The sequence below is a fragment of the Paenibacillus sp. CH40 genome (assembly GCF_024213605.1).
Taxonomy (GTDB): domain Bacteria; phylum Bacillota; class Bacilli; order Paenibacillales; family Paenibacillaceae; genus Paenibacillus; species Paenibacillus polymyxa_B.
The window spans coordinates 1,101,956-1,115,163 of sequence record NZ_JANAVQ010000001.1; the positions used below are offsets into that span (position 1 = coordinate 1,101,956).

Annotated in this window: 18 protein-coding genes and 2 pseudogenes; 12 read left to right on the forward strand and 8 right to left on the reverse strand. The window is 40.1% G+C overall.

Annotated features, from left to right (window positions below):
* Positions 1-272 precede the first annotated feature (272 nt).
* The gene (gene abc-f, locus NLX73_RS04805; protein WP_254325480.1) at positions 273-1,760 is read right to left on the reverse strand and encodes a ribosomal protection-like ABC-F family protein; all 1,488 of its coding nucleotides are present in this window, start codon (positions 1,758-1,760) and stop codon (positions 273-275) included.
* 508 nt (positions 1,761-2,268) lie between these two features.
* On the opposite strand from abc-f, the gene NLX73_RS04810 reads away from it, so the two are divergent.
* From NLX73_RS04810 to NLX73_RS04840, 7 genes and pseudogenes are all read left to right on the forward strand, one after another.
* Entirely contained in the window at positions 2,269-2,982 is a 714-nt protein-coding gene (locus tag NLX73_RS04810) for a phage antirepressor KilAC domain-containing protein (RefSeq protein ID WP_254325481.1), read from the forward strand.
* 29 nt (positions 2,983-3,011) lie between these two features.
* The gene (locus NLX73_RS04815; protein ID WP_254325482.1) at positions 3,012-3,242 is read left to right on the forward strand and encodes a hypothetical protein; all 231 of its coding nucleotides are present in this window, start codon (positions 3,012-3,014) and stop codon (positions 3,240-3,242) included.
* A 21-nt stretch (positions 3,243-3,263) separates the two neighbouring features.
* A complete protein-coding gene (locus NLX73_RS04820; RefSeq protein WP_254325483.1) occupies positions 3,264-3,449 on the forward strand; it encodes a hypothetical protein in 186 nt (61 codons plus the stop codon).
* Positions 3,446-3,817 carry a DUF4238 domain-containing protein gene (locus NLX73_RS04825; protein ID WP_254325484.1) on the forward strand — a complete coding sequence of 124 codons (372 nt, stop codon included), beginning with the start codon at positions 3,446-3,448 and terminating at the stop codon, positions 3,815-3,817. Before NLX73_RS04820 ends, NLX73_RS04825 begins: the two co-directional genes overlap by 4 nt.
* A 77-nt stretch (positions 3,818-3,894) precedes the next feature.
* Entirely contained in the window at positions 3,895-4,113 is a 219-nt protein-coding gene (locus NLX73_RS04830; RefSeq protein ID WP_254325485.1) for a hypothetical protein, read from the forward strand.
* 97 nt (positions 4,114-4,210) lie between these two features.
* Positions 4,211-4,428 (forward strand): annotated as a pseudogene (locus NLX73_RS04835) (hypothetical protein).
* Positions 4,429-4,899: 471 nt separating this feature from the next.
* Positions 4,900-5,109: pseudogene (locus NLX73_RS04840) on the forward strand (fibronectin type III domain-containing protein); the annotation flags it as partial.
* Between the two features lie 56 nt (positions 5,110-5,165).
* On the opposite strand, the gene NLX73_RS04845 reads toward NLX73_RS04840, so the two are convergent.
* Positions 5,166-5,486: a hypothetical protein gene (locus tag NLX73_RS04845; protein ID WP_254325486.1), complete on the reverse strand. Its 321-nt coding sequence runs from the start codon at positions 5,484-5,486 to the stop codon at positions 5,166-5,168.
* 337 nt (positions 5,487-5,823) lie between these two features.
* A complete protein-coding gene (locus NLX73_RS24910; protein WP_257785362.1) occupies positions 5,824-5,946 on the reverse strand; it encodes a hypothetical protein in 123 nt (40 codons plus the stop codon).
* Between the two features lie 649 nt (positions 5,947-6,595).
* Between NLX73_RS24910 and tet the strand changes: the two genes are divergently transcribed.
* A complete protein-coding gene (gene tet / locus NLX73_RS04850; protein ID WP_254325487.1) occupies positions 6,596-7,972 on the forward strand; it encodes a Tet(L)/Tet(K)/Tet(45) family tetracycline efflux MFS transporter in 1,377 nt (458 codons plus the stop codon).
* Positions 7,973-8,110: 138 nt separating this feature from the next.
* On the opposite strand, the gene NLX73_RS04855 is transcribed toward tet, so the two are convergent.
* The 5 genes from NLX73_RS04855 to lexA form a co-directional block, all read right to left on the reverse strand.
* Positions 8,111-8,650: a GNAT family N-acetyltransferase gene (locus NLX73_RS04855; RefSeq protein WP_254325488.1), complete on the reverse strand. Its 540-nt coding sequence runs from the start codon at positions 8,648-8,650 to the stop codon at positions 8,111-8,113.
* Between the two features lie 231 nt (positions 8,651-8,881).
* Positions 8,882-9,022 (reverse strand): hypothetical protein, encoded by a 141-nt coding sequence (locus tag NLX73_RS04860; protein ID WP_165177052.1) that lies wholly within the window; start codon positions 9,020-9,022, stop codon positions 8,882-8,884.
* A 41-nt stretch (positions 9,023-9,063) separates the two neighbouring features.
* Positions 9,064-9,228 carry a hypothetical protein gene (locus NLX73_RS04865; RefSeq protein WP_016821950.1) on the reverse strand — a complete coding sequence of 55 codons (165 nt, stop codon included), beginning with the start codon at positions 9,226-9,228 and terminating at the stop codon, positions 9,064-9,066.
* A gap of 233 nt (positions 9,229-9,461) precedes the next feature.
* The gene (locus NLX73_RS04870; protein ID WP_254325489.1) at positions 9,462-9,764 is read right to left on the reverse strand and encodes a hypothetical protein; all 303 of its coding nucleotides are present in this window, start codon (positions 9,762-9,764) and stop codon (positions 9,462-9,464) included.
* A gap of 274 nt (positions 9,765-10,038) precedes the next feature.
* Positions 10,039-10,665, reverse strand: coding sequence for a transcriptional repressor LexA (gene lexA, locus NLX73_RS04875; protein WP_013310545.1), 627 nt, complete (start codon positions 10,663-10,665; stop codon positions 10,039-10,041).
* Positions 10,666-10,853: 188 nt separating this feature from the next.
* Here lexA and NLX73_RS04880 point away from each other — a divergent pair, with 188 nt between their 5' ends.
* The 4 genes from NLX73_RS04880 to NLX73_RS04895 all read left to right on the forward strand — a co-directional run bounded on the left by NLX73_RS04880 (position 10,854) and on the right by NLX73_RS04895 (position 13,117).
* Positions 10,854-11,222 (forward strand): LysM peptidoglycan-binding domain-containing protein, encoded by a 369-nt coding sequence (locus NLX73_RS04880; RefSeq protein ID WP_250268931.1) that lies wholly within the window; start codon positions 10,854-10,856, stop codon positions 11,220-11,222.
* A gap of 108 nt (positions 11,223-11,330) precedes the next feature.
* Positions 11,331-11,537, forward strand: coding sequence for a DUF896 domain-containing protein (locus NLX73_RS04885; protein WP_013310543.1), 207 nt, complete (start codon positions 11,331-11,333; stop codon positions 11,535-11,537).
* A 120-nt stretch (positions 11,538-11,657) separates the two neighbouring features.
* Entirely contained in the window at positions 11,658-12,167 is a 510-nt protein-coding gene (locus NLX73_RS04890; RefSeq protein WP_061831521.1) for a hypothetical protein, read from the forward strand.
* Between the two features lie 155 nt (positions 12,168-12,322).
* Positions 12,323-13,117, forward strand: coding sequence for an HAD family hydrolase (locus tag NLX73_RS04895; protein WP_196765476.1), 795 nt, complete (start codon positions 12,323-12,325; stop codon positions 13,115-13,117).
* Positions 13,118-13,208 lie beyond the last annotated feature (91 nt).

The following is a 13,208-nucleotide window of genomic DNA, read 5'->3' on the forward strand; positions in this document are numbered from 1 at the left end:
GTAGTAATCTAGTAGCAAACAAAAATTATATACTGTATACACAAAAGCCCTCTTAAACAGAGGGCTTTTACTCTTATATAAGGGAATTAGTATTAGACTGCACTCAAACAAAATAAACGGCAGCTATGGACGAGAAAATAAAATCCTAGACTGCCGTTTTTTTATTGAACTATTGTGTCCCTTTAGTCAATCTCTTCCCTTTTCATAAAGGTTGTTGTGCAAAGCTTTCTGTCGTTGAAATCATGTCTTACTCCAAGTCACTTTGTAAAATTCTAATCCTCACCGAGTTCAACCGTTTTCGTAGCGACACGGTCATGAAATTCCCGATCATGCTCCACGAATACAATGGTCGGCGTGTACTCAAGCAGCAGCTCTTCAATTTGCATCCGGGAAATCACGTCGACAAAGTTGAGCGGTTCGTCCCAAATATGCAGATGAGCCTCCTCACATAGGCTCCTCGCCATCAGAACCTTCTTCTTCTGACCGCCGCTAAACGCCGATATATCCTTCTCAAACTGGATGCGGGCGAAATCTAGCTTACGCAACACGGCCTTAAATAAGCTTTCGTCAATTCTGTGCTCTGCTGCATAATCGGAAAGCGTTCCTCGCAGATGAGAAGTATTCTGGGATACATAGGAAACGCGAAGCTGCGGCTCCCGCTGAAACGTTCCTGTATAGTGTAGCGCCTCATCGTTGAGCAGGCGGAGTAAGCTAGACTTACCTGAACCATTTGGACCTGAAATTGCAATCCGATCTCCTGATTCGATCGTCAGACTAACGTTCTTGCAAACCGCTCTTTCCCCATAGTAAATCGTGACGTGATCCAACATCGCCAGTTCCGATTTGGGATACACGAGCTGAGAGATCGCAAGGCTTTCTGACTGTTCGATATTTCGGAGCAGTTTCGATTTTTCCTCTAAAGCTGCGTGTTGCCGCTGTTCGATGGATTTCGAGCGTTTCATCATTTTTGCTGCCTTATGCCCGACGTATCCCTTGTCAAGCTTGGAACCGGAATTTCGTGTGCCGTTTTTTGATTTTTCGGTCTCGAAAGACCAGCCGCTAGTACGTTTAGCAGAAGCTGATAAACGTTGTATATCTTTGTACAGCTTTTCGTTTTGTGCCATTTCAAACGTATCCTGGCGAGTTTTGTTCGTCCACCAGCTCGAGAAGTTGCCTTTTTGGATTTCGATATTCGTTTTGTTGATCGATAGAATATGATCTACGCAGCGGTCGAGAAAAGCCCGGTCGTGTGAAACAAGAATAAAACCGCGCTTCGTATTCAGATAATCGGCGACAAGCTTGCGTGCGTGCAAGTCGAGATGATTGGTCGGCTCGTCGATGAGCAGAAATCGATTGTCTTGGATGAATAGCACGGCCAGCAATACCTTCGTCTGTTCTCCTTGGGACAGCGATTCGAATGGCCGGTACAACATGTCTTCTGAAACCTTAAGAAAGTTCAGTTCGCGCATCAACTTCCAGTTCTCATAGTTTGGCACGATCTCCTCGACGACGTCTAAGGTCAAATACTCAGGGTGTTCGACGGGAAACGGAAAATAATCAAAGGCGACTGGTGTGGAGATCGTACCGCTGTATTCGTACTTCCCCTGAAGCAGGTTTAAGAACGTAGTTTTCCCCCGACCGTTTCTCCCCGTAAAGCCCAACTTCCAGTCTGTATCAATTTGAAAATGAACATTTTCAAATATGGGGTCATAGCTGCCTGGATAGGCAAAAGTAAGATTGGTCACCTGAATGGCGGGCATGGCAATCATCCTTTCGTTTGGAAATAAAAAAGAGCCGCAAGAAAGGTGCTTTCTTGCGGCTCTAATCCATACGAGGAAATACGACCCCATTCCAAGGGGCCGTATGACTGTCCGGAGAGGGAGCGCAAACGAAACGCAGAGCTTTCTTGCAGAGATGAAATAAAACGACCACAGCCGATCGCTGAGTCCGTTCTTTTCGTGATCTCGAAGCAAGAAAGTCCTACATATATCCGTTCAACTCCCATCATCAAATTACATTCAGTTTATCACAATGGTAATTTAACTACAACCTGCGTAGTCCCGTTTAGGCTGAAGCCTCACGTAGGTCGACATGCTATTTAGATTGATTAATGTTATTCAACTATCCTGTTCGTTCGTATTAGGTTAATAACATATGGGTTTTTAAAATCCGTAGCGTTATAGCAGCAGAAGCAATCTAAGATATAAGTATGAAAGCCTCTGATAACTCAGGGGCTTATTTTGCGTACAAAGAAAGGTGAGATCAGTAATGGATATACTTACAATACACGGAGTAAGAGGATTTATTGATGGAAACGGCACGCCGCAATTGAATTTGGAGGATGTGGCTCGCGGATTAGGATTTACAGACAAATCCAAAAGTGCAGAGTATGTCAAATGGGATAGAGTGAGGCAGTATATATCGGATTTGAAGTTTTCGACAGAAGTGTCGAAAGATACTTTTATTCCTGAAAACATCTTTTATCGACTGGCAATGAAGGCAAGAAACGAAGTAGCCGAAGCATTTCAGGCCAAGGTAGCTGATGAAATATTGCCGTCGATCAGGAAGCATGGAATATATGCTACGGATAATGTGATTGACAATATCCTCAATAATCCTGACTTTGGAATTGAACTGTTGACTAAGCTCAAGGAAGAACGTGCTGCCAGAGTACAGGCGGAAAGGACAAATGCAATCCTAATGCATGTAAACAAAACGTATACGGCTACGGAGATTGCCAAGGAACTCGGATTTAAGTCAGCAATTGCGCTTAACCATGATTTAGGCAATCGAAAGATTCAATTCAGACAGAATGATACATGGCTACTGTACAGCAGATACGCAGATTGTGGTTATGTTGAAATCAAACAAGAAGTTCTTGATAACGGAAAAGTGATCTATCACCGTAGATTTACTCAGTTAGGTCGTGAATGGCTTTTGAAAATTTATAATAAGGAACAATCAAAGGCATCTGTAAGTTAAAGGTGTCTTTTTTGCTGTCCAAGGAGGTGATGAAACCCGTGGCAAAAATAAAATCCACATTGGATATACAAATGGATCTAACAAGGCCAGTTGAAGAATTGACTGAGGTCATTTCTGCTGTCATTGCTTCGCAGCCAGCACGCCGGAAAGAAATACTTATAGGTTTGGATATAGCAGTAGGAAGTGCTTTAGCAGAAATACAGGCCCAAGAAGAAAAAGATCAGAAAACAGATGATGATAGCTCAGGAAAAGTTTCCTGAACAGAGAGACGGGGGAACACGATGGATATTACAGTTATTTTTTCGTTAATTGCTGCGATTAGTGGGATTATTTTAGGTTGGGCCGGGCGCAGCAGGTCAATGCGGCAAGACATCATTCAAGAGGCGGGAGCGGAAGCTTTGCAGCGTGCGGATGTTGATTACATCAAGCGCGGCATTCCATTAGGCTTGATAATAATACACATATGAAAAACTTACTTACTGCAATTGATGCTATCATACCTTTTCTAATTGATAGAAACTGGAGCGTTGTTTACTGCCCTCCAACATTAGGGGATTTTATCTGTTCTGATAATCCTGTCAGCTTACATTGGGTAGAAGATAAAGATCGAGGGATATATTCTTCTCCAGGGTATGGACTTATGGGAACAAAAGTGAGCATTCCATTAAGTAGCAGAGTGATGCTTTTAGGACGCTTTGAGCAAGTTCACCCTGTTTCTGGAATTATTCCTTCAAGAAGAACGCTCGCAATTTTAAATAGCTACACAGGTATGTTTTGCGATAGGTTTATATTTTCATGTAAAAATGACTTTTTTTTGGTATACTGCAAAGAATAAGATAGGGAATATAAGGGATTTCAAACAGATAGTAAAAGAAGAAGCTGAATCCAAATAAGGAATATGAGGAAGAGGAAGTGGAATTGTTTATGAATATAGCTGGGTTAATTTTAAATATGTTAGGTACTGTGATAATGGCAATTGATGTGTTATGTGTAGATCCGCAAGCAGGAACATACGCTGATTTAACAAATGGAAAGAAGAAGGCATATAAAAGTAGAAAATTTGCAATTGTAGGATTGTTATTTATATTTCTGGGTTTCTTACTTCAATTTTTTGTTGAAGTATCAAAATAGAAGAGGTAAGCGAGAGATTCTGTCAGATAAGTAGTATTGAGTCTCTCGTTGAAGGATTGTCTAAACATTTACCCAATCATTATTTGAGGTGAACAGCATGAAACATACATATAAAGTATTAAAGTCGGATATAACTATTTGCAGCTGCTAAGCCAGGTAAAGGTGTACGTTGTTCAGTCGTTGGGCGAGGATTGGGTATCGGTTATAGACTATGGAGGGACAGTAGAAAAGTTTTCTCCCGATACGATTAAGATTGCCGGAGTGTATTATATTCGAAATCAGTTTGAATTTAGAGTAGACAAAAAGCCCTGCTAACCTTAATTGGTCGGCTGGGCTTTTGATAGACACTGAGTATGGCAACATTGAATACATAAAGCGCCTTGGATTTAACTCCAAGACGCTCCCTGCTTGTAATAACGGTTAGTTAATGTCTGATGGGTACTGACCAGTAGTACCCCAAGCTTCGCCTTCAACTTTGTTACCGTTGGCTCGGAATTGAATTACGTATTCCCCTGAAGGCATCCCATTAGGGAATGAATTAAGATTAGTCCACGTTAATGTGTCTCCTTTGCCAACAGTTTTATAGACATATTCTCTCCCGTTACTCTGCAAACTCCAAGTGAGTTTTGATGTTCCTTCATTCCGAACTTTAATCTTTACATGTCCATAACCTTTTTTAATAGTTGTTGAATTTATCGTTAAATAACGGAAAAAGATTCTATCTGCCAAAGTTTGATAGAATCTTTTTTTGCAGGACAAATTCCCCCTAACTTCGACACTCATGGAATGACAACAGGATTGGGGAAAGAATTCGATCTGAGCATGAAAGAGGTCAATGAATTTATCACATGGTACGAAAGCAAGCAGGATGGATCTGGATCGGCTTGATATGCCATCAATGAGCACGATAACAATAAAGGACCATTCAGCAACCGCAAGGATTACATGCTATACGATCGTATTCTGACGTTTGAAGTAAGTGAATACTTTAAATAAATCGAAAAGCTCTGTTACCTTAATTGGTCTGCAGAGCTTTTAACTGTTCACGGCTTTTAGAATATATCCAGGTATTCTTTCTGGAATTTGATGAAATCTTGCACACTGTCGTGATAGGTAAATCTACCGCCATTTTTATCAATAATCCAGTTGATCTTCTCGTCATTTAACAAGATTCCATACATGCAGTGATTAAGCAGTTCAATTTGCTTTTCATCCCTAATTCGGATCAAATGTTTTTCTTGTTCGACAATGAGGTACCATTTCGTTTCTGTTTCATCTACATCCGCATCTACATACAGTATTGATACCGACAAGGGGAATGGCCAGTCAAACCAATGTCCTCGCTTGTCTTCTCTATAACCTTCAAATGCCATGGTTATTTCCCCCTACTTGGATAATTTATATCTAACGTGCTGCGATTGTACGCTTAATTGGAAACTGTTTTACGGAAGTGACAGCTATCCTCAGCCTTTGGCATCTTGGCACCAATCTTGTGAATGACCTGCTGTTTGAGGCTGGTACTAGCTGGAATACGTCTGTTTAGGCTGGGTTAACGGAGTTGTGAACTCCGGATTTTATTGTAAATTTCTCATTTGCTCAGGTTTTTAAAGACAATGCTGGTTCAAGGAAACATTTGCGGCAGCCCTTTTTGACATTGGACGACACAGGCTTTTAGGAATACACACATTAAGTTTACTGCTAGTTCTTGTCTTATCCTACTGGCTCAGGAATATCGCCCCCATATTCTTTCCATGGCTTCACGTACACCATCGTAAACTTCTGCAAAAGTTCAGTGTCGCTTTGGCAACCGTCTAATCCGCTATTGTTGCGCAATAGTTGTATCCTCTTTTATCGTTCATTGTTCTGATCTGTATAGTATACGGAAAACGACAGGTAACAAAGAAGTTGAGCGCTTTGTTACCCGATATCAAAACGCTACTACCAATACTCTACAGTTATTCTACTGAGCAATGACGTGGGCCCAACATGAAGGAACTGGATTTGAAAACAGGTAGCAGTGTAGTGGACATAAAGGCGCGTCTGCTGGCTTTGGAAGAGGGGGACAACAAGAGCGATATACGCTCTATATTGTAATCATAGAGGGCTGGAATGGTGACCCAAAGATCATTATATTTTCTCGTATGGAAATAGGCGCTGTATTAAACCTCCAATGAAATGGAGCTTATTATTTGTACTCGGAATATAATTTGCGCATAACACATCAGGAGGCTGCACTCATGTCTTGAATGTATCTTATTTCTGGAGTGGTTTGTTTCTTATATTTAAAATTGTAATTCATGGATTGTTGCATTCGTATATATAATTACATCTTTTCCCATTCTAGATAAGGTGGTAGAATGAAAAAAATAGGTATGGAGGCATTTTATTTGAAGTGTGATAAATATAATTGGGGACAATTTAAAGAGGGAGCGTATCATTGGCCCTATAAACTACGTTAACCCTCATTTCTGGAGGGTCAAAATTGAAAATCCCTTATTCACAGTCTGTTTTACACCATAACCAAATTTTAATGTGGCTTTGTGTTCTTTCGTTTTTTAGTGTGTTAAATGAAATGGTTCTTAATATCTCTTTACCTGATATTGCTGATGAATTCAATAAAACACCAGCCGTTACAAATTGGGTAAATACTGCCTTTATGCTAAGTTTTTCTATAGGAACCGCTGTATACGGAAAGCTATCTGATCAGTTAGGTATTAAAAGGTTGCTCCTGTTTGGAATCATAGTGAATTGCATAGGATCATTAATTGGATTTATGGGACATACTTTTTTTCCAACACTTATCTTGGGGCGATTTATACAAGGGATTGGTGCAGCTGCATTTCCTTCACTTGTGATGGTCGTAGTTGCTCGCTATATCCCAAAAGAAAACAGGGGCAAGGCATATGGCCTCATCGGGTCTATCGTAGCAATCGGTGAAGGGATAGGACCGGCTATTGGTGGGATGATTGCTCATTATATTCATTGGTCTCATTTACTGCTTCTTCCTGTTCTAACGTTTGTCACTGTTCCCTTTCTGATAAAATTATTGAAAAAGGAAGTCATATCAAAGGGTTCACTTGACATTGCAGGAATCGTGCTTATATCTCTAGGCATTGTAATGTTTATGTTGTATACAACGTTTTACAGAATTTCTTTTCTGGTGATAAGTATTCTTTTTTTCTTGATCTTTTTAAAACACATCAGACAAGTAACCAATCCTTTTGTTGATCCTTCATTGGGGAAAAATACTGCATTTATGATAGGAATCCTTTGTGGCGGACTTATGTTTGGTACCGTAGCTGGATTTGTTTCTATGGTCCCTTATATGATGAAAGACGTTCATCACTTAAGTACCGCAATGATTGGCAGTGGAATTATTTTTCCTGGAACGATGAGTGTTATTTTCTTTGGTTTCCTTGGAGGAGCACTTGTTGATAAGAAAGGTTCCTTACATGTGCTAGCAGTCGGCGTTGCATTTCTTGCCGTCAGCTTTTTGATAGCAGCTTTCTTTATTGAAATGACACCTTGGCTGATGTCTATTATTATAGTCTTTGTTTTCGGTGGTCTTTCTTTTATTAAAACAGTAATATCCACTATTGTTTCAAGTAGTTTAAGACAAGAAGAAGCTGGCGCAGGAATGAGCTTGCTTAATTTTATAAGCTTTTTATCAGAAGGAACAGGGATTTCAGTTGTAGGAGGCTTATTATCAATACGTTTTATTCATCAAAAATTTATACCAATCATTAATTTTCCATCTGCTTATTTATATAGCAATATGTTATTGATTTTTACAGTGGTCATTATAATTAGCGGGATTTTAACTGTTATTGTATATAGACGTTCAGTTTCAGATTCCTGATAAGAGCAGAAAAGGATTACATGCTGAAAATGATCGCATCCTCACGTTTGAAGTAAGTGGATACTCTAAATAAATCAAAAGCTCTGCTAACCTTAATTGGTTGGCAGAGCTTTGTTTGCTGATCAGTTTGATTTTAGGCTAATTTGAATGCTTAAACTTATAATACCAAAAAATCGCTTTTTCATGGGCTGTGGAAAAGTTAGAATATAGCATAGTATCAACTCCGCCGATTACAAAGTTATTTTTAGCATAGAATCGACAAGCTAAAACATTCACATCCTGTGTTTCAAGCATAAGACCAACAAGGTTATTCTGCTTAGCCCACTCGGTTGCTTTACTCAATAAGGCTGCTCCGATTCCCTTGTGTCTCCAGTCTTTAGCGACGGCAATATCCTCAATTAGAGCATAGCCATTCCAATTAGTACAAAGTTTAATTTGCCCAACACAGTCGTTCTCATCATAATATAAAAAAATAGATTTTCCTTGTTCATCAATATAACTGATGTCAACGTCATCATTCTCATACTGTTTAAAATATGGTTCGGGGAAACTTTCTTCTATATATGTCCAATTATCGTTCTCGTATTTAGGTATAATCCTTCCTGACACAATAAAGCCGTTATTCTCATTTGACTTCTTAAAATCTCCCATATTCGAAAGTGACATTTTAATTATCATGGCTTGTCTCCTCCTGGTTTAATTTCTCTATGCACACTATTCTAAAAGAGAACCACCATTTCCTGTCTGTTAGATTTATAAAAAGAGCAGAATTGTAGCGACTGTTCAACTATGTGTGATAATTCTACGATCTCGTCCGCTTGCTTCAACGATTCATAGCAGTAGTTAGGTGTACCGTTTAACACAAAAAAAGCAGGAAGAATCCTTCCTGCTTTTGCTTGAAAACGATTATTAACGTCTACGTTGTCTATCATTCACGCTAAACAGATTAACAGCCAGTGCGTTACCTCTTGCACGCGCAACGGCTCTTTGATTCGAACGGATGTTTGATCTTCTTCTTCTCAAATCACGTCTGCAATGTCTTCTGCTCATATGATCACCTCCCTTCAAGGAAATGAAGGTACGGATGAATCTTAGTGGTGTTTATGCTTACGCTTGGAAATTTTGATATTCAAGGCATTGGTTGCTAGTGCATTTCCGCTTCCTGTTTTAGCAGCTGCGGCTTGAAAGACTTTAACGACCAGATATCTGTTTTTCCCGATGCGATGCTTATACGTTTTAACTCTATTTCTGATCATCTGCATATCTCCTTTGCTTAGGTCTGCTATATACTATGTCAATTGTGATAGTAATGTATCAGCATAAATCTATTAAAAGCAAAAAGAAGCTGGTACCTATATTCCTAATGGTTAACAAAAAACTCATGCGAACCTGTCTTCGCCATTTCAACTTTACGTTGCAGGAGAATGTTACAGGCAGGTCGGCATGAGTCTAATAGTGTAGATAAATAATATGCAGTTTAGTATGGGAATTATTTACTTTTGAGAGTGTTAAGTTTTTTCTCGTAGTACGCCTCTTGAGCAAGAATATGATTCAGTTGTTCAGAGAGCTGTTTATATTCTTGGCTGTTTTCTGGGTAATTGTTTCTTTCGGAAATTACAGCTTCGAGTTGCTTTTCTAAATACCTGAAATGGATAAGTATTTGTATGTACTGAATACGATCGTAGGTTGTTATGTGGGATTTCTCTTCTGCATACAAATGATCCATTGTTGGTACTACACAGCTTATGGCGATAAATATCACAACAAACGCTGAAATTATAATTTTTTTCATTTAATTCCTCCTACAGAGCTATGAGTAATTAATATACCATATTTATCTAAAACAAAGAAAGATCTATGAGTTTTGCCCATAACAGTATAGCTGCTCAAGATCAGTGGGTGATTATTTGAGATGAGAAGGCTGATTTTATAGTAGAAACAATAGGAATAGATTGCTGAAATGAAAAAATAGTTGTGAAATACATAATAACAATACAAAACCGGCTTGCCCTAGGCAGCCGGTTTTGTATTAGTGGTTAGAATAACGGGGAAGAAAGAACGAGAAATCAGTGGAAGTCCCGGAAGAGTCCTACAACCTTGCCCAAAATGCTGACGTGTGTCAGGCGAAGCGGTTCAAAGGCTGGGTTTTCAGGTTGAAGCCGGATATGATCTTTTTCTTTGTAGAAGGTTTTAACTGTAGCTTCGTCTTCATCTGTCATAGCTACAACAATATCGCCATTATCAGCGGTCTGCTGTTGACGTACGATTACATAGTCTCCGTTAGCAATCCCAGCCTCAATCATGCTTTCGCCTACAACAGATAACATGAATATTTTATCCTCACCAACAAAGTGTTGGGGAAGAGGAAAGTAATCTTCAATATTTTCTGTCGCCGTAATAGGAAGGCCAGCAGTTACTTTGCCGACGACGGGGACACGACTAATGGAGTAATTAATCAAGTTGCTGTTATCCGATTCGTCTTGACCGAGTAACTCAATAGCCCGTGGTTTTGTAGGATCGCGTCGAATGAGTCCTTTTTTCTCTAAACGATCCAAATGACCGTGAACCGTAGAACTGGAGGCCAATCCGACAGCCTCGCCTATTTCGCGTACAGAAGGGGGGTATCCCTTTAGACGCACTTCATTGCGGATAAATTCAAGAATGGCCTGCTGGCGGCTCGAAATCTTAGACATACCGTATCAACCCCATTTAGTAACGTTTGGGAAAATTATAGCATAGAACCTCCGTTCGTACAAACATAAGTTCTAAATAATCCCTAAAAATAATCGCGAACTTTTGTTCTCTTTTCTATTGAACAAAACAAATGTTCGTGTTATATTGTGAAAACATAAGAACAAACGTTTGGAGGTCGCAGCCAATGATGAAATATAGCACTTATCAAAGTATTTTTCCGATGAATTCAGAAAATTTGCAGGAGACCCGAAAAGAGGGTAGAGCGCATTTTATGCAAATTATTACTAATACTCTTTTACTTAAGCTTCTTATTTTAGTGATTGTTGCTTGGATTGCAGGGGCAGGTGTACTTACGGTTTTCGCGGCACCCTCAGCTTCCAAGGGAGAAGTGACTAAACTGACCGTACAACCTGGAGATACGTTGTGGGAGATTGCCGCAAATCATAAACCGGAACGAATGGATACACGGGTATATATAGAAGGAATTGTGCGGATTAACGGTTTAGAGGATCGGGGAGTACAGGTAGGTCAGGTACTCAAGCTTCCTAACTTCTGACCTATAGACTATTAGAGCTTGTCAGGGAGCGTAATGCGGGAGCCTTGACAAGCTCTTTTCTACATGTCAAAGTGTATTATATCTTTGCTTTTATGGAGGGGACACAATTTGGATATAGACAGCTTGGTACAGCGCATCAATGAATTAGCGCGCAAAGCAAAATCCGAGGGTTTGACGGAAGAGGAAGCCACAGAGCGCGCCAATCTTCGGGAAATTTATTTAGGTAACATTCGCCGTAATTTTCGGCAGCAGCTTGAAACAATTGAATTTGTGGACGATGATACATCGAAGGGAAATGACGGGCTGAAGCATTAATGTTGTTAAAGCGCCCAAGCCTGCAATTTGCCTTTTGTTTTAGGTACCGTTCTCGGTATCTATATAGATCAGCTTTGAGGCAATTGTTTTATTGTAATATATCTGGGAAGGAATTGAGAGATGGCCCGATCATTTGAAAGAAAAGTACGCAAAAACACAGCGCATTTAAATAAATCGCGCAAAAAGCAAGGCATTCAAACCATTAACGGCGCAGGTTCTGCAATGGATATTTTCCGTGGTCGTAACATTACTGTGCCAATTATGCTGGCTGGTCTTTCTGTATTGTACATGCTTATGAGTTACTTTTTGACTAAGACTGGCATGCGAGGGATGGATTGGCTTGTATTCGGCCTATACTTGATGCTGGCTGTTATCTTTTTCATCCGTCGTCCTTATTTGAAAGTGGGAAAGGATACTCTCTATATGCTGAAAGGTGGTAGAGAACGTCCAATGACGGCTGGGGACATGAAAGCCATCAAGATTGAAAAGGGTTACGTAACCGTTGAAAGAAAAGGTAAGGGCGGTAATTTCATTTTCACAAAATCATTAGGTCGCTATGACACGGATGCCATTGCAGAGCGACTTGAGAAGTTTGCGCTATCCAATCAGATACAGGTGGACAAGAAATAACTGATTTAGCCTGTAGCTCTTTAACAAAGGCCGTATGATGTTATTTCATATAACATGCTGCGGCCGCTTGCTTAATATGGGCACACATAACGATTCAAATATTTAACCGAGCAAATAGGTGTACATATACTGTGGAAAGAGAGTGGATAATTCAGATGACGATTCAGGCGGTAATGTTTGATCTTGATGATACCCTTTTATGGGATGAACGTAGTGTAGAAGAGGCATTTGATGCAGCGTGCCAAACAGGCTCCCGTGAAGCAGGCGTTGATCCGAAAACTCTGGAGGAAGCGGTACGTAAGGAAGCACGCGCTTTGTATGAATCCTATGAAACCTTTAGTTTTACTCAAATGATCGGCATTAACCCGTTTGAAGGATTGTGGGCGAATTTTACAGCAGGTGAGCAACCTGAATTCCGCCAATTGGAACAGTTGGCCCCTGTTTATCGAAAGGAATCATGGCGCAGAGGACTCCAGCAACTAGGGATAGATAATGAGAAGTTGGCGGAAAAGCTGGCTACCCAATTTGCTTCGGAAAGACGCGCGCGTCCACATGTATATGAAGAAACGTTTGAGATTCTAGAACAATTGAAGGGACATTACAAACTGTTATTGCTGACAAATGGCTCCCCTGATCTACAACAGGAGAAACTGGATGGAGTTCCTCAATTAGCTCCTTTTTTTGATCATGTTGTCATTTCAGGTTCATTTGGTCGAGGCAAGCCTGATCCGTCTATATTCCAGCATGCTTTGGGGCTTCTTGGTATTGAGCCTGAACATGCTTTAATGGTAGGAGATAAGCTGACGACTGATATTCAAGGAGCGTTGGCAGCAGGTGTACACTCGGTGTGGGTGAACCGGAACGCTAAAACCAATACCACAGAGATCAAGCCGAAGTTCGAAATCAAGCATCTGTCTGAATTGGACGGAATTATTCAAACGTTAAAGTAAGAAATCCATAATCTTTAGAAACGAGTATTAAAAAAACTCCCTTCGCTCGATTGTTACAGAGCAGAGGGAGTTTTTTTATTCACACAAGGAT

Coding starts and splice junctions, on each gene's coding strand:
- abc-f (WP_254325480.1), bottom strand. CDS start 1,760: ATGCCCGCCATTCAGGTGACCAATCTTACTTTTGCCTATCCAGGCAGC.
- NLX73_RS04810 (WP_254325481.1), top strand. CDS start 2,269: ATGGATATACTTACAATACACGGAGTAAGAGGATTTATTGATGGAAAC.
- NLX73_RS04815 (WP_254325482.1), top strand. CDS start 3,012: ATGAAACCCGTGGCAAAAATAAAATCCACATTGGATATACAAATGGAT.
- NLX73_RS04820 (WP_254325483.1), top strand. CDS start 3,264: ATGGATATTACAGTTATTTTTTCGTTAATTGCTGCGATTAGTGGGATT.
- NLX73_RS04825 (WP_254325484.1), top strand. CDS start 3,446: ATGAAAAACTTACTTACTGCAATTGATGCTATCATACCTTTTCTAATT.
- NLX73_RS04845 (WP_254325486.1), bottom strand. CDS start 5,486: ATGGCATTTGAAGGTTATAGAGAAGACAAGCGAGGACATTGGTTTGAC.
- NLX73_RS04855 (WP_254325488.1), bottom strand. CDS start 8,650: ATGATAATTAAAATGTCACTTTCGAATATGGGAGATTTTAAGAAGTCA.
- NLX73_RS04860 (WP_165177052.1), bottom strand. CDS start 9,022: ATGAGCAGAAGACATTGCAGACGTGATTTGAGAAGAAGAAGATCAAAC.
- NLX73_RS04865 (WP_016821950.1), bottom strand. CDS start 9,228: ATGATCAGAAATAGAGTTAAAACGTATAAGCATCGCATCGGGAAAAAC.
- NLX73_RS04870 (WP_254325489.1), bottom strand. CDS start 9,764: ATGAAAAAAATTATAATTTCAGCGTTTGTTGTGATATTTATCGCCATA.
- lexA (WP_013310545.1), bottom strand. CDS start 10,665: ATGTCTAAGATTTCGAGCCGCCAGCAGGCCATTCTTGAATTTATCCGC.
- NLX73_RS04880 (WP_250268931.1), top strand. CDS start 10,854: ATGAAATATAGCACTTATCAAAGTATTTTTCCGATGAATTCAGAAAAT.
- NLX73_RS04890 (WP_061831521.1), top strand. CDS start 11,658: ATGGCCCGATCATTTGAAAGAAAAGTACGCAAAAACACAGCGCATTTA.
- NLX73_RS04895 (WP_196765476.1), top strand. CDS start 12,323: ATGACGATTCAGGCGGTAATGTTTGATCTTGATGATACCCTTTTATGG.